The following is a 14,245-nucleotide window of genomic DNA, read 5'->3' on the forward strand; positions in this document are numbered from 1 at the left end:
ATTACTACCGGCTGCCCTCTTGTTCATTTCTTCAATTTCTTCTTTTCAATCGCCACCAAAAAAGGAGGCGAATGGCGCTGGTTGATAAATTCGTATTTCAATACGTCATACGAAACCTGCGGCAGATTTTGGACGAATGCCATGACGGCGTCCCGTTCTTCGCTGCCGCCTTCGTGGCCGCTGTAGATAACAACGAGCAGCAGCCCTTGTTCTTTTAACAGGCTCAAGCATTGCTCCATGGCCGCAAGGGTACTTTGGGCTTTTGTGATGATGCTATGGTCGCCTTTTGGCAAATACCCCAGGTTGAAGACAGCGGCAGAAATCGGTTCACTGACGTATTCACTGATCTTGGCGTGGCTGTCGTGGACCAATTCCACATGCGCGAACGCTTCCACGCGTTTTCGGGTCGCATCAATGGCTTCCTGCTGGATATCAAAAGCAAATACTTTGCCACCGGCGCCCGTTAGCCCGGCCAGAAAATGCGTGTCGTGGCCGTTTCCGGCAGTCGCGTCAATCACAACATCTCCCGGTCGGACCGTTTGTTCCAATAAACTTTTCGTAAAAGGCAATACGCGCTGCAATGTCATACTTCAACATGCCCTTTGTACAATTTACCTTGCCAGCTGTCCCGCGCTTCGAGTTCGGCATCGATGCCGTTCAGTACGTCCCATTTGTTGGCGCTCCACATCGGTCCGATCATCAAATCGATCGGGCCGTCTCCGGTGATGCGCTGAACGACCATCTCTGGCGGCAGGACTTCGAGCTGATCTGCCACAAGCTGGATGTATTCCTGCTTGTCCAGAAATTCAACCATCCCTTTTTCATATTGCTTCACCATCGGCGTGCCTTTCAGCAAATGAAGCAAATGAATCTTGATGCCTTGGACGTCGAGTTTTGCCACTTCGCGCGCTGTTTCCATCATCATGCCGCGGTCTTCAAGCGGCAAGCCGTTGATGATGTGCGTACAGACCCGGATGCCGTGTTTGCGAAGTTTTTCCACTCCTTCGACGTAAGCTTCGTAGTCGTGTGCCCGGTTGACGAGCAGGGCAGTCCGTTCATGGACGGTCTGCAAGCCCAGCTCGACCCAAAGGTAAGTGCGTTCATTCAGTTCCGCCAGGTATTCAACCACATCGTCCGGCAGGCAGTCGGGGCGCGTCGCGATGCTTAAGCCGACGACGTTTTCCTGTTGCAGTGCGGCTTCGAATTTTTCTTTGATGACCGGAAGCGGCGCGTGGGTATTCGTGTACGCCTGGAAATACGCCATATATTTGCCGTCTTTCCACTTGCGGTGCATTTTCGTTTTGATTTTATCAAACTGGACCGGAATGGAATCGACCCGGTCGCCGGCAAAATCGCCGGAACCGGCTACACTGCAGAAGGTGCAGCCGCCGTGGGCGACGGTGCCATCGCGGTTCGGGCAGTCAAAGCCGGCATCGAGTGCGATTTTCATGATTTTCATTCCAAACTCGCCGCGCAAATGGCGGTTCCATGTATAGTAGCGTTTGCCGTCAGACGGAAAAGGCAAAGTAGAATTCATCTTAAAACAACTCCTCTGAAAAGTATTGTATCACGGGCGGAAATAGCGCTACAACGCCTGAAAAATCTGATTTTACGGGACGCGAAATATTTGTCTTGTCGGGAAGGAATAAAAGGAATACAATGGCTTTTGGAATTGGAATATGAGGAGAGATTAGGATGCCAAAACGCGTCTGGCTTTTGATTATCGGAATGCTCGTCAACGTGACGGGGAACTCGTTTTTATGGCCTTTGACTACTATATATATGCACGACCATTTAGGGAAATCACTTTCGCTTGCCGGGCTTGTATTAATGGCCAACGCAGGCGCAGCGGTGATCGGGAATTTGCTGGGCGGTGCGCTCTTTGACCGGATCGGCGGCTATAAATCGATTCTCGGCGGGATTGTTGTTACAACCGTTGCTTTGGCCGGGTTGACCTTATGGCACGAGTTTCTGCCATTTGTCATTTTTTATACGATCATCGGATTTAGCGGCGGGATTGTGTTCCCAAGTATGTATGCGATGGTGGGAACGGTCTGGCCGGAAGGCGGGCGAAAAGCGTTCAACGCCATTTACTTGGCACAGAACGTGGGCGTAGCCATCGGTCCGGCGATGGCCGGGATACTCGCCGCTTACCGCTTTGACTTTATATTTGCAGCGAACCTCGGAATGTACGTCCTGTTTTTCTTGATTGCCTTGTTCGGCTTCAAGTCGATGTCGATTTCTCCGGTGTCGCATACGTCGGTGTTCAATGAAGGGAAGCGGATCCGCAAAAAAGCACCATTTAATGCGTTGATGATCGTTTCCGCCGGCTATCTATTATGCTGGATCGGCTACGTACAGTGGCAATCTACGATTTCTGCCTATACGCAGGAAATCGGCATTACCTTGACACAATATAGTTTATTGTGGTCATTGAACGGCTTTTTAATTGTGGCGGGCCAGCCATTTATCCGGCCGATCATGAAACGGATTGAAGACAATATCAAACGCCAGCTCGTCATCGGCATGGGCATCATGATCGTTTCATATGTGATTGTTGCATTTGCCCAGGACTTCTCGATGTTTGTGGCGGCCATGGTTGTGTTGACCATCGGGGAAATGTTCGTTTGGCCGGCGGTTCCGGCTTTGGCGAATCAGCTTGCGCCAAAAGGCCGGGAAGGCTTTTACCAGGGCATCGTCAACAGCGTCGCAACTGGCGGCCGCATGATCGGGCCGCTCCTTGGCGGTGTGATGGTCGATGTGTATGGCATGCCGGCACTTTTCATCTTGGTGACAGTGTTAATCGCGATTGCGATTGTCACCGCATTATTATACGACCGTCCGCTTAAGGCAGCCGAATTGGAACAATCGGCACAACTGCAGGAAACCTATAATTGATTGAACAGAAGCCGGAAGACTGATAAAACTTAGTCTTCCGGCTTTCTTCATGTTGCGTTTTAAATGGGAGTTTGTTTAAATTAGAAGAGAAAGCGCTTTATTTAAATAATATTCTGTAAAGTCGAATGGAGGCCACTTTTGATGAAACCGATTTATGGTTCTGCTCAAGAAGCAGTTGAACAAATACAGGACGGCGCCACAATAATGGTTGGCGGGTTCGGTTTGGTTGGGATTCCTGAGAAATTGATCCTGGCGCTTGTGGAAAAAGGGGTAACGGACCTTACCGTTATTTCCAATAACTGCGGTGTGGATGAATGGGGTCTCGGCTTATTGCTGAAAAACAAACAAATCAAAAAGATGATCGGTTCTTATGTGGGCGAAAACAAAGAATTCGAACGCCAGGTGCTGTCCGGTGAAATCGAAGTGGAATTGACGCCGCAAGGGACATTGGCAGAAAAAATGCGGGCAGGCGGAGCCGGCATTCCGGCATTCTTCACTCCGGCGGGCGTTGGCACAACGGTGGCGGAAGGAAAAGAAATCCGTGAATTTGACGGCAAAGAATACGTATTGGAACATGCCTTGAAAGCGGATTTCGCTTTAGTGCGTGCAGCCAAAGCCGATAAAATGGGCAACCTCGTCTACAACAAAACCGCGCAAAACTTCAATCCCTTGGCAGCAGCGGCGGGTAAGATCACGATTGCCGAAGTCGAGGAAATCGTGGAAATCGGCGACATCGACCCGAACCAAGTCCAGACGCCAAGCATCTACGTGCAAGGTTTGCTTCAAGCGAAACAGGAAAAACGAATTGAACGCTTAACCACTCGATCGGTATAAGAAAGGACGGGAATTCTGTGGACAAGAACTTAGTGAGAGAACGAATTGCCAGACGCGCCGAAAAAGAAATCAAAGACGGCGATTACGTGAACCTGGGCATCGGCATGCCGACGCTTGTAGCGAACTTCATTTCTGACAATAAAAGCGTCGTGCTGCAATCTGAAAACGGCTTGCTCGGCATCGGGCCTTACCCGACGGAAGACGAAGTGGATCCGGATTTGATCAACGCAGGCAAAGAAACGGTCACAACGATTCCAGGTTCCGCTTTCTTTACCAGTGCTGAATCGTTCGCCATGATCCGCGGCGGCCATATTGATGTTGCCATTCTGGGCGGTATGGAAGTGGCGGAAAATGGGGATTTGGCAAACTGGATGATTCCCGGGAAAATGATCAAAGGCATGGGCGGCGCAATGGATTTGGTGCACGGTGCTAAAAAAGTCATCGTCATTATGGACCATGTGTCAAAAGACGGCTCGCCAAAAATCAAAAAGCAGTGCGATCTGCCTTTAACGGGCAAAGGCGTTGTCAATAAAATCATCACGGAGCGCGCCGTCATCGAAGTGACGGAAAACGGGCTAGTGTTGACTGAAGTGTTCGAAGGCTTCACGGTGCAGGACATCATCGATTCAACGGATGCGCCGCTGAATACGGAGAACGTGAAAGTATCATAATGTATTGCCAAAGGCTGGCGGCTCCGATAGAATAAGGAGTAATAGTAAGTGGCTGTGAAGAGGAGCAGTAGATTGCGTCTATTCTTGAAGAGAGCCGGCGGGTGGTGCAAGCCGGTGGATAGCGCAATTGAACTCGCCTTGGAGTCCGTGTATGTGAATGGAGTAATATACACCGTTTTCCGCGTTAAGGAATCAAGTTGAGCGGCTGGCCGCTAATTTGGGTGGTACCGCGGGAAACTCCCGTCCCTTATTTATGAGGGACGGGAGTTTTTATTTTTGAGGAGGAACAGAGATGACATTCAAGCACAAGACAGTTGAAAAGAAATGGCAAAAATACTGGGATCAAAACAAAACCTTCAAATTGGAAACGGATTTTTCCAAACCGAAGTTTTATGCGTTGGATATGTTCCCATATCCTTCAGGCGCCGGCCTTCACGTCGGGCATCCGGAAGGGTACACAGCAACCGATATTTTGAGCCGCATGAAACGCATGCAGGGCTATAACGTGCTCCATCCGATGGGCTGGGACGCATTTGGCCTTCCGGCAGAGCAATATGCGCTTGATACCGGAAACGACCCGGCAGAATTTACGGCGAAAAACATCGCAACGTTTAAACGCCAAATCCAGGAACTTGGATTCTCTTATGATTGGGACCGTGAAGTAAATACAACGGATCCAAAATACTACAAATGGACCCAGTGGATTTTCATCCAACTTTACAACAAAGGCTTGGCCTACGTTGATGAAGTAGCGGTCAACTGGTGCCCGGCACTTGGCACCGTCCTTGCCAATGAAGAAGTGGTCGACGGCGTATCAGAACGCGGTGGACATCCGGTTGAACGCCGCCCGATGCGCCAATGGGTGCTTCGCATTACGGAATACGCGGACCGTTTGCTGGAAGATTTGGATGAATTGGACTGGCCGGAAAGCTTGAAAGACATGCAGCGCAACTGGATCGGCAAATCAGAAGGCGCAGAACTTGAATTCCAGGTGGACGGCAACGGCCATTCATTCCGTGCTTTCACCACTCGCCCGGATACGATTTTCGGTGCAACTTATGCAGTTTTGGCACCAGAGCACAAATTGGTGGCAGACATTACAACGGAGGACCAAAAAGCGGCAGTTGAAAAATACATCGACGACGTGAAAACGAAAAGCGATTTGGAACGCACTGATTTGGCAAAAGAGAAATCCGGCGTGTTCACCGGCGCTTATGCAATCAACCCGGTAAGCGGCGAGAAAATGCCAATCTGGATAGCGGATTACGTGTTGGCAACTTACGGAACAGGTGCCATCATGGCAGTTCCGGCGCATGACGAACGCGACTATGAATTCGCACAGCAATTCGATTTGCCGATTGTGGAAGTGGTTTCTGGGGGAGACATTTCAACGGAAGCTTATGCAGGCGACGGCGAATTGATCAACTCCGACTTCTTGAACGGTCTGAACAAAAAAGAAGCAATTGCACGCGCGATTTCGTGGCTTGAAGAGCACGGCGTCGGCGAAAAGAAAATCACGTACCGCTTGCGTGACTGGCTGTTCAGCCGCCAGCGCTACTGGGGCGAACCGATTCCGATCATCCACTGGGAAGACGGCACCATGACGCCGGTCGACGAAAAAGATCTTCCGTTGATGCTGCCAGTGACGACAGACATTAAGCCAAGCGGAACAGGCGAATCGCCGCTTGCCAACATTACGGAATGGGTTAATGTCGTTCATCCGGAAACGGGCATGAAAGGCCGACGCGAAACGAACACAATGCCGCAATGGGCTGGCAGCTGCTGGTATTACTTGCGCTACATCGATCCAAACAACGAGGAAGCACTGGCGGATCCGGAATTGCTAAAACACTGGCTTCCGATAGACGTATATATCGGCGGAGCGGAACATGCCGTACTTCACCTATTGTACGCACGCTTCTGGCATAAAGTGCTTTACGATATCGGTGTGGTTTCCACAAAAGAGCCATTCCAGAAATTGTTCAACCAGGGCATGATTCTGGGGGAAGGCAACGAGAAAATGTCGAAATCCAAAGGCAACGTAGTCAACCCGGATCAGATCATCGAAAGCCACGGAGCTGATACGCTTCGTTTGTACGAAATGTTCATGGGGCCGCTTGAAGCGTCCATCGCCTGGTCGACAAACGGCCTTGACGGTGCACGCCGATTCCTTGACCGGGTATGGCGCCTGTTGGTGGAAGAAGAGCAGTTGAGCAGCAAAGTGGTTGACGCCAATGACGGCAAACTGGAAAAAGTCTATCACCAGACCGTCAAGAAAGTGACAGAGGATTTTGAAGGGCTGCGCTTCAATACAGCCATTTCACAAATGATGGTCTTCATCAACGAAGGCTATAAAGCGGATGCGATCCCGAAAGAATACGTGGAAGGCTTTGTGAAACTTTTGTCTCCAATTGCGCCTCACGTAGCAGAAGAACTGTGGGAGAAATTGAGCCATACAGAATCGATCACGTATGCGGCATGGCCGGAATTTGATGAGTCGAAAATGGTAGACGACGAAATCGAAGTGGTCGTCCAAGTGAACGGCAAAGTCAGAACGAAACTGGTCATTGCCAAAGATTCCACGAAAGAACAACTGGAAGCTGCAGCACTTGCGGATGAGCACATTGTGAAAGCGGCTGAGGGCAAACAAGTCCGTAAAGTCATCGCAATTCCAGGGAAATTGGTTAACGTAGTTATCGCTTAATAAAGTTAAAGCCTGTCCGGCAGAGCCTAATGCTCATGCCGGACAGGCTTTTTTTGTTTGCTGCAAGTAAAAATGGAGTTGGTGGAAGTAAGGAGTGAAATGCTGCAAGAAAAAACAGAGTGCTGCAAGTGACAGAAATATTTGAAGGGAAGCCTCAGTAAAATAGCGGAACGCAGATAAAATTCCAATAAAGCAGATAAATTTTCAGAATCGCAGATAAAAACCGGAAATCGCAGATAAACGGAAATAAAAGCAGATAAACAGAAGTGAAGAGAGAAGCACCTTCGATAAATCCACAAGCCTGCATCCTTCATCAAATATTCTCGTCCTATTAAAAAACGCCCGCTAAAAGCGGACGCTGCCATTCTTATTATGCTTCTCGTGCAAAAGCTGCGGCGCTTTGTCCGGCGACATTGCCCGTAACCAAAGCGGATGTGATATTGTAGCCGCCAGTATACCCGTGGATATCCAAAATTTCTCCGCAGAAGTAGAGGCCGGGCTTTTTGCGGGAAGCCATCGTTTTCGGTTCGATTTCTTTGATCGAGACGCCGCCGCCTGTGACAAACGCTTTTTCAATCGGCTGAGTTCCGGTCACGGACATCGAGAAAGCCGTCAGTTGCTGAGCAAGAAGACGCACTTTGTCGCTTGCCAGCTCTGCACCGATTGCCTGCGGATCAATTCCGGCGCGTTCCATCAAAAACAGCAGCCAGCGTTCTTGCGTGATGCTTTTCCAGACGTTTTTCACCGCTTTTTTCGGCTCGTCTTTCATCATGTTATGAAGCAGCTGAAACGCCGATTCGGCATTTTCTTCCGGCAGTGTATTGATTCGCATTTCCACCGGCTGCTGGCCGTTTTTCTTCATTTCTTTGACGACGTACTGGCTGCAGCGGAGAATCGCCGGGCCGCTGAGGCCAAAGTGGGTGAACAGCATATCCATCTGGTGAGTGACGAGCACTTTGCCTTTTTTATTCAGCACGGATACAGATGCATCGCGAAGCGCTAAGCCCTGAAGTTCCCGGCCAACGATGAACGGCTCTTTTGACAGGAGCGGAACTTCCGTCGGATACAAATCCGTTACCGTATGGCCCGCTTTTTCTGCCCACGGGTAGCCGTCTCCGGTTGAGCCGGTCTGAGGCACCGCTTTTCCGCCGACTGCAACGACAACCGCCTGTGCCGTAAATTCCTCGCCGGAATGAAGGCGCACACCTGTCACTTTGTCATCGGTCATCAGCAGTTTTTTGACCGGGGAATCAAGCATCACTTTGACGTTCAGCCGGTCCATTTCCCGGAACATGGCATCTGCCACGTCCTGCGCCCGGTTCGAAACAGGGAACATGCGGCCGTGGTCTTCTTCTTTTAAAGCGACGCCAAGGCCTTCAAAGAAGGCGATGATGTCTTCATTATTAAAGACAGAAAACGGGCTGTATAAAAAACGTCCGTTTCCCGGAATGTGTTTCACAATTTCTTCAAGTGGCAGCCGGTTGGTTACGTTGCAGCGTCCGCCGCCCGAAATCACCAGTTTTTTGCCCAGCTTTTTGCCTTTTTCAATCAACAGCACTTTTTGGCCATCTGAAGCCGCGGCGATGGAGGCCATCAATCCGGAAGGGCCGCCGCCGATAATAATTACATCATACATAAAATAAGAACTCGCTTTCGTTTTTTCTTACAGTATACACCATGGAAGAAAACTCGTTGAGTAATTTCTTTTATAGGTGTAAACTATCGTGTAGATTGTTTTTTTTATTAGAAAAATGTCAGGAAGTGTAAAATGTCAACGTTAATAAAAGGAACCGCCATTTTAACCATGGGTTTGTTCTTATCTAAAATCCTTGGGGTCATTTATGTCATTCCGTTTTACGATATGGTTGGGGAAGAGAATATCGGCCTTTACCAGTATGCGTACATACCTTATAACTTAATGCTGTCGCTGGCAATATCCGGGGCGCCGATTGCGTTCTCGAAATTTGTCGCGAAATACAATTCGCTCGGTGATTACGAAACCGGCAGGAGATTATTGAAATCCGGCCTGACAACTATGATGGTCACCGGTTTTGCCGCGTTTTTGTTTCTTTATTTCTTTGCCGGCCCGCTTGCGGAGCTGACAATTGATGAAAAAGATAAAGTCAATTCGGTGCAAGACGTAAAAGAAGTGATTCAATGGGTAAGTTTTGCGTTGATCGTTGTGCCATTTATGAGCTTGTTCCGCGGATTCTTCCAAGGCTATAACTTCATGATGCCGACGGCCGTTTCGCAATTGATTGAACAGATTGTCCGCATCGTGTTCCTGCTTGGCGGAGCTTACCTGGTTCTGAATGTCTTTAACGGAACTCCGGAAACCGCCGTGCAGATTGCCGTGCTTTCTGCATTTGTCGGGGCGCTTGGCGGCGTCCTTGTCCTGTTCTATTATTGGAGAAAGAAAAAGCCGGAGTACAACGAACTTCGCGCCAAATCGGTGGAGTCATATGATGTCCGGCTGCGCGATATGTATAAAGAAATCGCCATTTATGCCTTGCCGGTCGTGTTTCTTGGCATTGCCAATCCGTTGTTCCAGTTTATTGATATGCTGACGTTCAACAATGCGATGAGCACTACGGAAAACGCAGCCAATTCAAGCATTTACTTAGGGATTTTAAACTTGACCGCCCATAAACTGGTGATGATTCCGGTGATGCTTGCTACCGGATTCTCGATGGCGCTTATCCCGCTGATCACCAAATACTTTACGAATAATCAATTCAAGTCTGTAAACCGCACGTTGGACCAGACTTTCCAAATTCTTTTATTCTTGACCTTGCCGGCCGTAGTCGGCATGACGATGCTGTCGGATGAGCTATACCATGTGTTCTATGAAATCAGCGAACCGGGCTCGGAAATTCTGGCGCATTATTTGCCGGTCGCCATCCTGTTTGCCATGTTCCCGGTGACGGCTTCGATTTTGCAGGGAATCAATCAGCAAAAATGGATTATTTTAAACTTGTCGATCGGCCTTTTGCTGAAGTTTGCATTGAATATTCCATTGATTCGCATGTTTGAAACAGACGGTGCCATTGCGGCGACCATTATCGGCTATGTTGTCGCTATCGTCATGAACTTGGCAGTCATCTTCAAAACAATGAATTACCGTTCGAATATGGTGCTGCGCCGCATCCTGTTGATAGTCATTTTAAATGCCATTATGGCTGGAGCTGTTTTTGCTTCACTGGCCGGCCTGGACCTGTTCCTCGGAATGGATTCAAAATTCCATTCACTGGCCCGCATCCTCATTGTCGGCGGAATCGGCGGAGCAGTTTATGGATACCTCAGCTTGAAAACGGGCATCGCGCAAAAGCTTTTAGGCGAACGCCTGACAAAATACACACGGAAATTCGGTTTTTAGGAGGGGCACAATGCGCATAGATAAATTTTTATCGAATATGGGCTACGGTTCCCGGAAAGAAGTGAAAGTCCTGCTGAAGTCAAAAGCGGTGGAAGTGAACGGCCAAGCCGTCCGCGATCCAAAAGTCCATGTGGATGAAGCAGCGGATGTGGTGACAGTGGGCGGAGAGAAAGTCGACTACACCGAGTTTATTTACCTGCTGATGAACAAACCACAGGGCGTGATTTCCGCAACGGAAGACAAATACGACCAGACCGTCATTGACTTGCTGGGGGAAGCGGAACAGAACTTTGAACCGTTTCCGGTCGGCCGTCTGGATAAAGACACAGAAGGTTTCTTGCTGATCACGAACGACGGCAAACTGGCGCATGAGCTATTGTCTCCGAAAAAGCATGTAGACAAGAAGTATTTCGCCTTGATTGACGGCGTTGTGACTGAAGAAGACGGAGAAGCGTTTAGACGGGGCGTCATGCTGGATGACGGCTATGTGACAAAACCGGCTGTTCTGGAGATTTTGAAAAGCGGGGAGCAATCGGAAATCCAATTGACGATTACAGAAGGCAAGTTTCACCAAGTAAAGCGGATGTTTCAAAGTGTCGGGAAAGAAGTGACTTATTTGAAGCGCCTGTCGATGGGGCCGCTGGAACTGGATCCCAATTTGCAGCTTGGGGAATACCGCCATTTGGCAGAAGCAGAATTAGAGGCCTTAAAACAAAGAAAATGACCGCAGATATTGCGGTCATTTTCTTTATGCAGGGGAGAATTTTAGCTTGCGCTTTTCTCAGGATGTCCAGGCTCCAGCGCCCAGCTTCTCGGGAACTTAAGGCAGCCCGCTGCGGAAATCAGGATTCCTGCGAGTTCTGCCTTAAGCCTGTCGAAGCTGAATGGGCGCTTGTGCTTTTCTTAGGATGTCATTTTGACTTTCTTGTGCGTCGTTGTCCATTTGCCGCGAGTTGGACTTTCTACCAAATCGTTAAAGGCTAACACATTCAAATCTCTTTGAATGGTGCGAGGAGTGATGCCGAATTCATCGACAAGATCTTGCGTAGTTACAGTCCCGTTGTCACGGATGTACTTATACATATCTTTAATACGAATTAGCATGCGATCAGTTGTTGGTTTCAAGTAAGAACCACTCCTTCATCTTTTTTCCTGTAGGCAAAGACTAGCGGACGAATGGCTGAGTTATACTCAGCAGGTTTGAAATAAATGCCAAAGACATCCCCTTTTTTTATAAAAATCTGTCAGTCGGTATTATCTGACAATTTGATTATAGCGAAAAAGTATTCGAATATCTACAAATAACGTTTATTTCACATAAACTTAACATTCTTAAACACAGGATTATTTTCGCAATTTTAAGGTTGGTTCTTTAAATTTTTCTCAAAAGGTGTACAATAGCGTTAATAAAAGGGGAGTGAAAAATGGACTGGCAAACAGAAGCAGAAAAAAGAAGAGACCAAATCATTGAGGAATTGCAAAGCTTAATCGCAATCCCGAGCGTGTTGAGTGAAGACGCAACACCCGAGGCCCCTTTTGGAACCGAAGTGAAACGTGCATTACATTGGTTTATGGATAAAGGTGAAGAGCGCGGCTACCGCGTGAAAAACGTAGCCAATGTAGCAGCCCATCTTGAAATTGGAGAAGGGGAAGAATTGCTGGGCATTCTGGGGCATGTGGACGTAGTGCCTGCTGGAGCTGGATGGACGAAAGAGCCATTTGGCGGTGAAGTGGAAGGCGGCAAATTATACGGACGCGGATCCATTGATGACAAAGGCCCGACCATTGCCGCTTGGACTGCACTGAATATGGTGAAAGAAGCAGGTTTTGAGTTTGATAAACGGATTCGCCTCATTATCGGAACCGATGAAGAAAGCGGGTTCCGCTGTGTCGATCGTTATTTTGAAACCGAAGAAATGCCCACGATCGCTTTTGCGCCGGATGCCGATTTCCCGATTATTAATGCTGAAAAAGGCATAGCGTCTCTTGCATTCTCCAAAAAGGAATGGATGCAACCGGACGCATTGCAATCATTCGCTTCCGGCAAACGGACCAATATGGTGCCGGATTTGGCAGAAGCAATCGTGGATGGAAGTTTAGCGGATTGGCAGACGCAGTTCGATGAATTCTGCAGCAAACACAAAGTGGCAGGCACATGCGAACAAATGGAGGAAGGCGTCAAATTGGCCGTACACGGAAAATCGGCGCATGCCATGGAACCGGACGACGGTGTTAATGCCGGAATTTTGCTGGCTGTATTTTTGAAAGACCAGTTGGCTGGAGACGGCAAAGAATTTACGGCGTTTGTTGCAGATAATTTCTACAATGATTCGCGCGGCCGTCGGTTTGGCCTGGATTACACCGATGACATTTCCGGTGATACTACATTCAACGCCGGCATTCTGAAGTTTGAACAGGACAAATTGGCAACAGTTGAAGTCAGCATGAGGTATTCGATCAGTTATCCATTTGAAGAAAAAATGGCAGATGCGAAAACGGATGCTTTTTCAATGGAAATTCGCTCCAATTCGACTCCTCATTATGTGGATGAAAACGACCCATTCATCCGAACGCTTCAAAATGCTTATGAAAAACAAACAGGCAACACTGCGGATCTTCTATCCATCGGCGGCGGAACCTATGCGCGCGTGCTGCAAAAAGGCGTGGCATTCGGCATGCTGTTCCCAGGCGAAAAGGATGTCGCCCACCAAGCGGATGAATTTGTCGATATCGACAATTTAATAAAAGCGACAGCGATTTACGCTGAAGCCATTTACCAATTAGCATGCAAGAAAAGCGGAGACGTTTGATTTCCGCAGTGGGCTTTTGCAAGACCCGTGGAATGCGGCAGAACAAAATGAGGAAAGAGGGATTTGACATGGAGTGGATTTTGCATAACGGTGAGTTTATTCGGGAAAATGAGTTGAACGTATCAAAAGAAGACCGGGGGTACCAATTCGGCGACGGGATTTATGAAGTCATCCGCGTGTACCAAGGCAATTTGTTTACAGCAAAAGAACATATCGACCGTTTTTATGACAGCGCAGAAAAAATTAAGATTGTCATTCCCTACACGAAAGATGTGTTCCACAAAATGATGTATGACTTGGTGGAAATGAACGAAATCGACAACGGCCAAGTGTATGTGCAAATTACGCGCGGAGAAGCAATGAGACAGCACCACTTCCCGCAAGTAACTTCTCCAGTGCTAGTCGCTTATCCGAAAAAAGTGGAACGTCCGGTGGAAATGATGGAAGCCGGCGTAAAAGCGGCATTTGTTGAAGATGTCCGCTGGCTGCGCTGCGATATTAAAAGCTTGAACCTGCTTGGCAACGTAATGGCGAAGCAGGAAGCCCATGAAGCAGGCGCTTATGAAGCGATTCTGCACCGCGGAGAAGTAGTGACGGAAGGATCTTCTTCAAACATGTATGGAATTAAAAACGGCGTCATCTATACACATCCGGCTACAAATTTGATTTTGAACGGCATTACGAGACGTGTGATTTTGGAGTTGTGCAAAGAACAGGGCATTACGGTTCAGGAAACGGCGTTCACCAAAACGGAAGCGCTTGAAATGGATGAAATCTTTATGTCGTCTACGACAGCTGAAATCATGCCGATCATTCAAATCGACGGCCAGAACATTGGTGAAGGAGTTCCTGGTGAACTGACGAAAAAACTCCAACAGGCGTTCGAAGCGAACTTAAAGTTAACGGTAAAATCATAAATGACACAAAGTGATCGGCGAAAGCCGATCGCTAT

At 48.4% G+C, this 14,245-nt stretch carries 12 protein-coding genes and 1 other annotated feature; of the genes, 8 read left to right on the plus strand and 4 right to left on the minus strand.

The features are described 5' to 3' along the window. Positions 1-23 precede the first annotated feature (23 nt). Both mnmM and mnmL read right to left on the minus strand, forming a co-directional pair. A complete protein-coding gene (gene mnmM, locus BLQ32_RS12555; protein WP_074510580.1) occupies positions 24-587 on the minus strand; it encodes a tRNA 5-(aminomethyl)-2-thiouridylate-methyltransferase MnmM in 564 nt (187 codons plus the stop codon). After that, on the minus strand, positions 584-1,537 hold the full coding sequence (gene mnmL, locus BLQ32_RS12560) for a tRNA modification radical SAM protein MnmL/YtqA (RefSeq protein ID WP_053167788.1): 954 nt from the start codon (positions 1,535-1,537) through the stop codon (positions 584-586). The genes mnmM and mnmL overlap by 4 nt, the downstream gene beginning before the upstream one ends. A 158-nt stretch (positions 1,538-1,695) precedes the next feature. Here mnmL and BLQ32_RS12565 point away from each other — a divergent pair, with 158 nt between their 5' ends. The 4 genes from BLQ32_RS12565 (at position 1,696) to leuS (ending at position 7,107) form a co-directional block, all read left to right on the plus strand. Beyond that, positions 1,696-2,898: an MDR family MFS transporter gene (locus BLQ32_RS12565; protein ID WP_074510581.1), complete on the plus strand. Its 1,203-nt coding sequence runs from the start codon at positions 1,696-1,698 to the stop codon at positions 2,896-2,898. 141 nt (positions 2,899-3,039) lie between these two features. Further along, a complete protein-coding gene (locus BLQ32_RS12570; protein WP_036802199.1) occupies positions 3,040-3,732 on the plus strand; it encodes a CoA transferase subunit A in 693 nt (230 codons plus the stop codon). Positions 3,733-3,749: 17 nt separating this feature from the next. After that, positions 3,750-4,403 (plus strand): 3-oxoacid CoA-transferase subunit B, encoded by a 654-nt coding sequence (locus BLQ32_RS12575; RefSeq protein WP_036802200.1) that lies wholly within the window; start codon positions 3,750-3,752, stop codon positions 4,401-4,403. 45 nt (positions 4,404-4,448) lie between these two features. Further along, positions 4,449-4,654 (plus strand) — a binding site (T-box leader). Between the two features lie 41 nt (positions 4,655-4,695). Then, positions 4,696-7,107, plus strand: a complete 2,412-nt coding sequence (leuS, locus tag BLQ32_RS12580) for a leucine--tRNA ligase (protein WP_074510582.1) — start codon at positions 4,696-4,698, stop codon at positions 7,105-7,107. Positions 7,108-7,477: 370 nt separating this feature from the next. Here leuS and BLQ32_RS12585 read toward each other — a convergent pair whose 3' ends face one another. After that, a complete protein-coding gene (locus BLQ32_RS12585; RefSeq protein WP_074510583.1) occupies positions 7,478-8,743 on the minus strand; it encodes a BaiN/RdsA family NAD(P)/FAD-dependent oxidoreductase in 1,266 nt (421 codons plus the stop codon). A gap of 132 nt (positions 8,744-8,875) precedes the next feature. Here BLQ32_RS12585 and BLQ32_RS12590 point away from each other — a divergent pair, with 132 nt between their 5' ends. Beyond that, positions 8,876-10,483 (plus strand): putative polysaccharide biosynthesis protein, encoded by a 1,608-nt coding sequence (locus BLQ32_RS12590; protein ID WP_036802203.1) that lies wholly within the window; start codon positions 8,876-8,878, stop codon positions 10,481-10,483. Between the two features lie 10 nt (positions 10,484-10,493). After that, positions 10,494-11,207, plus strand: a complete 714-nt coding sequence (locus BLQ32_RS12595; RefSeq protein ID WP_074510584.1) for a pseudouridine synthase — start codon at positions 10,494-10,496, stop codon at positions 11,205-11,207. 179 nt (positions 11,208-11,386) lie between these two features. Here the strand turns inward: BLQ32_RS12595 and BLQ32_RS12600 are convergent, their stop codons facing one another. Next, positions 11,387-11,608, minus strand: coding sequence for a DeoR family transcriptional regulator (locus tag BLQ32_RS12600; RefSeq protein ID WP_036802205.1), 222 nt, complete (start codon positions 11,606-11,608; stop codon positions 11,387-11,389). A 299-nt stretch (positions 11,609-11,907) separates the two neighbouring features. Here BLQ32_RS12600 and pepV point away from each other — a divergent pair, with 299 nt between their 5' ends. Together pepV and dat are read left to right on the plus strand one after the other, a co-directional pair. Further along, positions 11,908-13,293, plus strand: a complete 1,386-nt coding sequence (pepV, locus tag BLQ32_RS12605; protein WP_074510585.1) for a dipeptidase PepV — start codon at positions 11,908-11,910, stop codon at positions 13,291-13,293. Positions 13,294-13,361: 68 nt separating this feature from the next. Then, entirely contained in the window at positions 13,362-14,210 is an 849-nt protein-coding gene (gene dat / locus BLQ32_RS12610; RefSeq protein ID WP_036802207.1) for a D-amino-acid transaminase, read from the plus strand. Positions 14,211-14,245 lie beyond the last annotated feature (35 nt).

The organism is Planococcus glaciei (assembly GCF_900099655.1).
GTDB classification, from domain to species: Bacteria; Bacillota; Bacilli; order Bacillales_A; family Planococcaceae; genus Planococcus; species Planococcus glaciei.

Bases quoted from the DNA above. Each gene is read 5' to 3' on its own strand.
- BLQ32_RS12585 (WP_074510583.1), bottom strand. From the start codon at position 8,743: ATGTATGATGTAATTATTATCGGCGGCGGCCCTTCCGGATTGATGGCC.
- leuS (WP_074510582.1), top strand. From the start codon at position 4,696: ATGACATTCAAGCACAAGACAGTTGAAAAGAAATGGCAAAAATACTGG.
- mnmM (WP_074510580.1), bottom strand. From the start codon at position 587: ATGACATTGCAGCGCGTATTGCCTTTTACGAAAAGTTTATTGGAACAA.
- dat (WP_036802207.1), top strand. From the start codon at position 13,362: ATGGAGTGGATTTTGCATAACGGTGAGTTTATTCGGGAAAATGAGTTG.
- BLQ32_RS12590 (WP_036802203.1), top strand. From the start codon at position 8,876: ATGTCAACGTTAATAAAAGGAACCGCCATTTTAACCATGGGTTTGTTC.
- BLQ32_RS12570 (WP_036802199.1), top strand. From the start codon at position 3,040: ATGAAACCGATTTATGGTTCTGCTCAAGAAGCAGTTGAACAAATACAG.
- mnmL (WP_053167788.1), bottom strand. From the start codon at position 1,537: ATGAATTCTACTTTGCCTTTTCCGTCTGACGGCAAACGCTACTATACA.
- BLQ32_RS12595 (WP_074510584.1), top strand. From the start codon at position 10,494: ATGCGCATAGATAAATTTTTATCGAATATGGGCTACGGTTCCCGGAAA.
- BLQ32_RS12565 (WP_074510581.1), top strand. From the start codon at position 1,696: ATGCCAAAACGCGTCTGGCTTTTGATTATCGGAATGCTCGTCAACGTG.
- pepV (WP_074510585.1), top strand. From the start codon at position 11,908: ATGGACTGGCAAACAGAAGCAGAAAAAAGAAGAGACCAAATCATTGAG.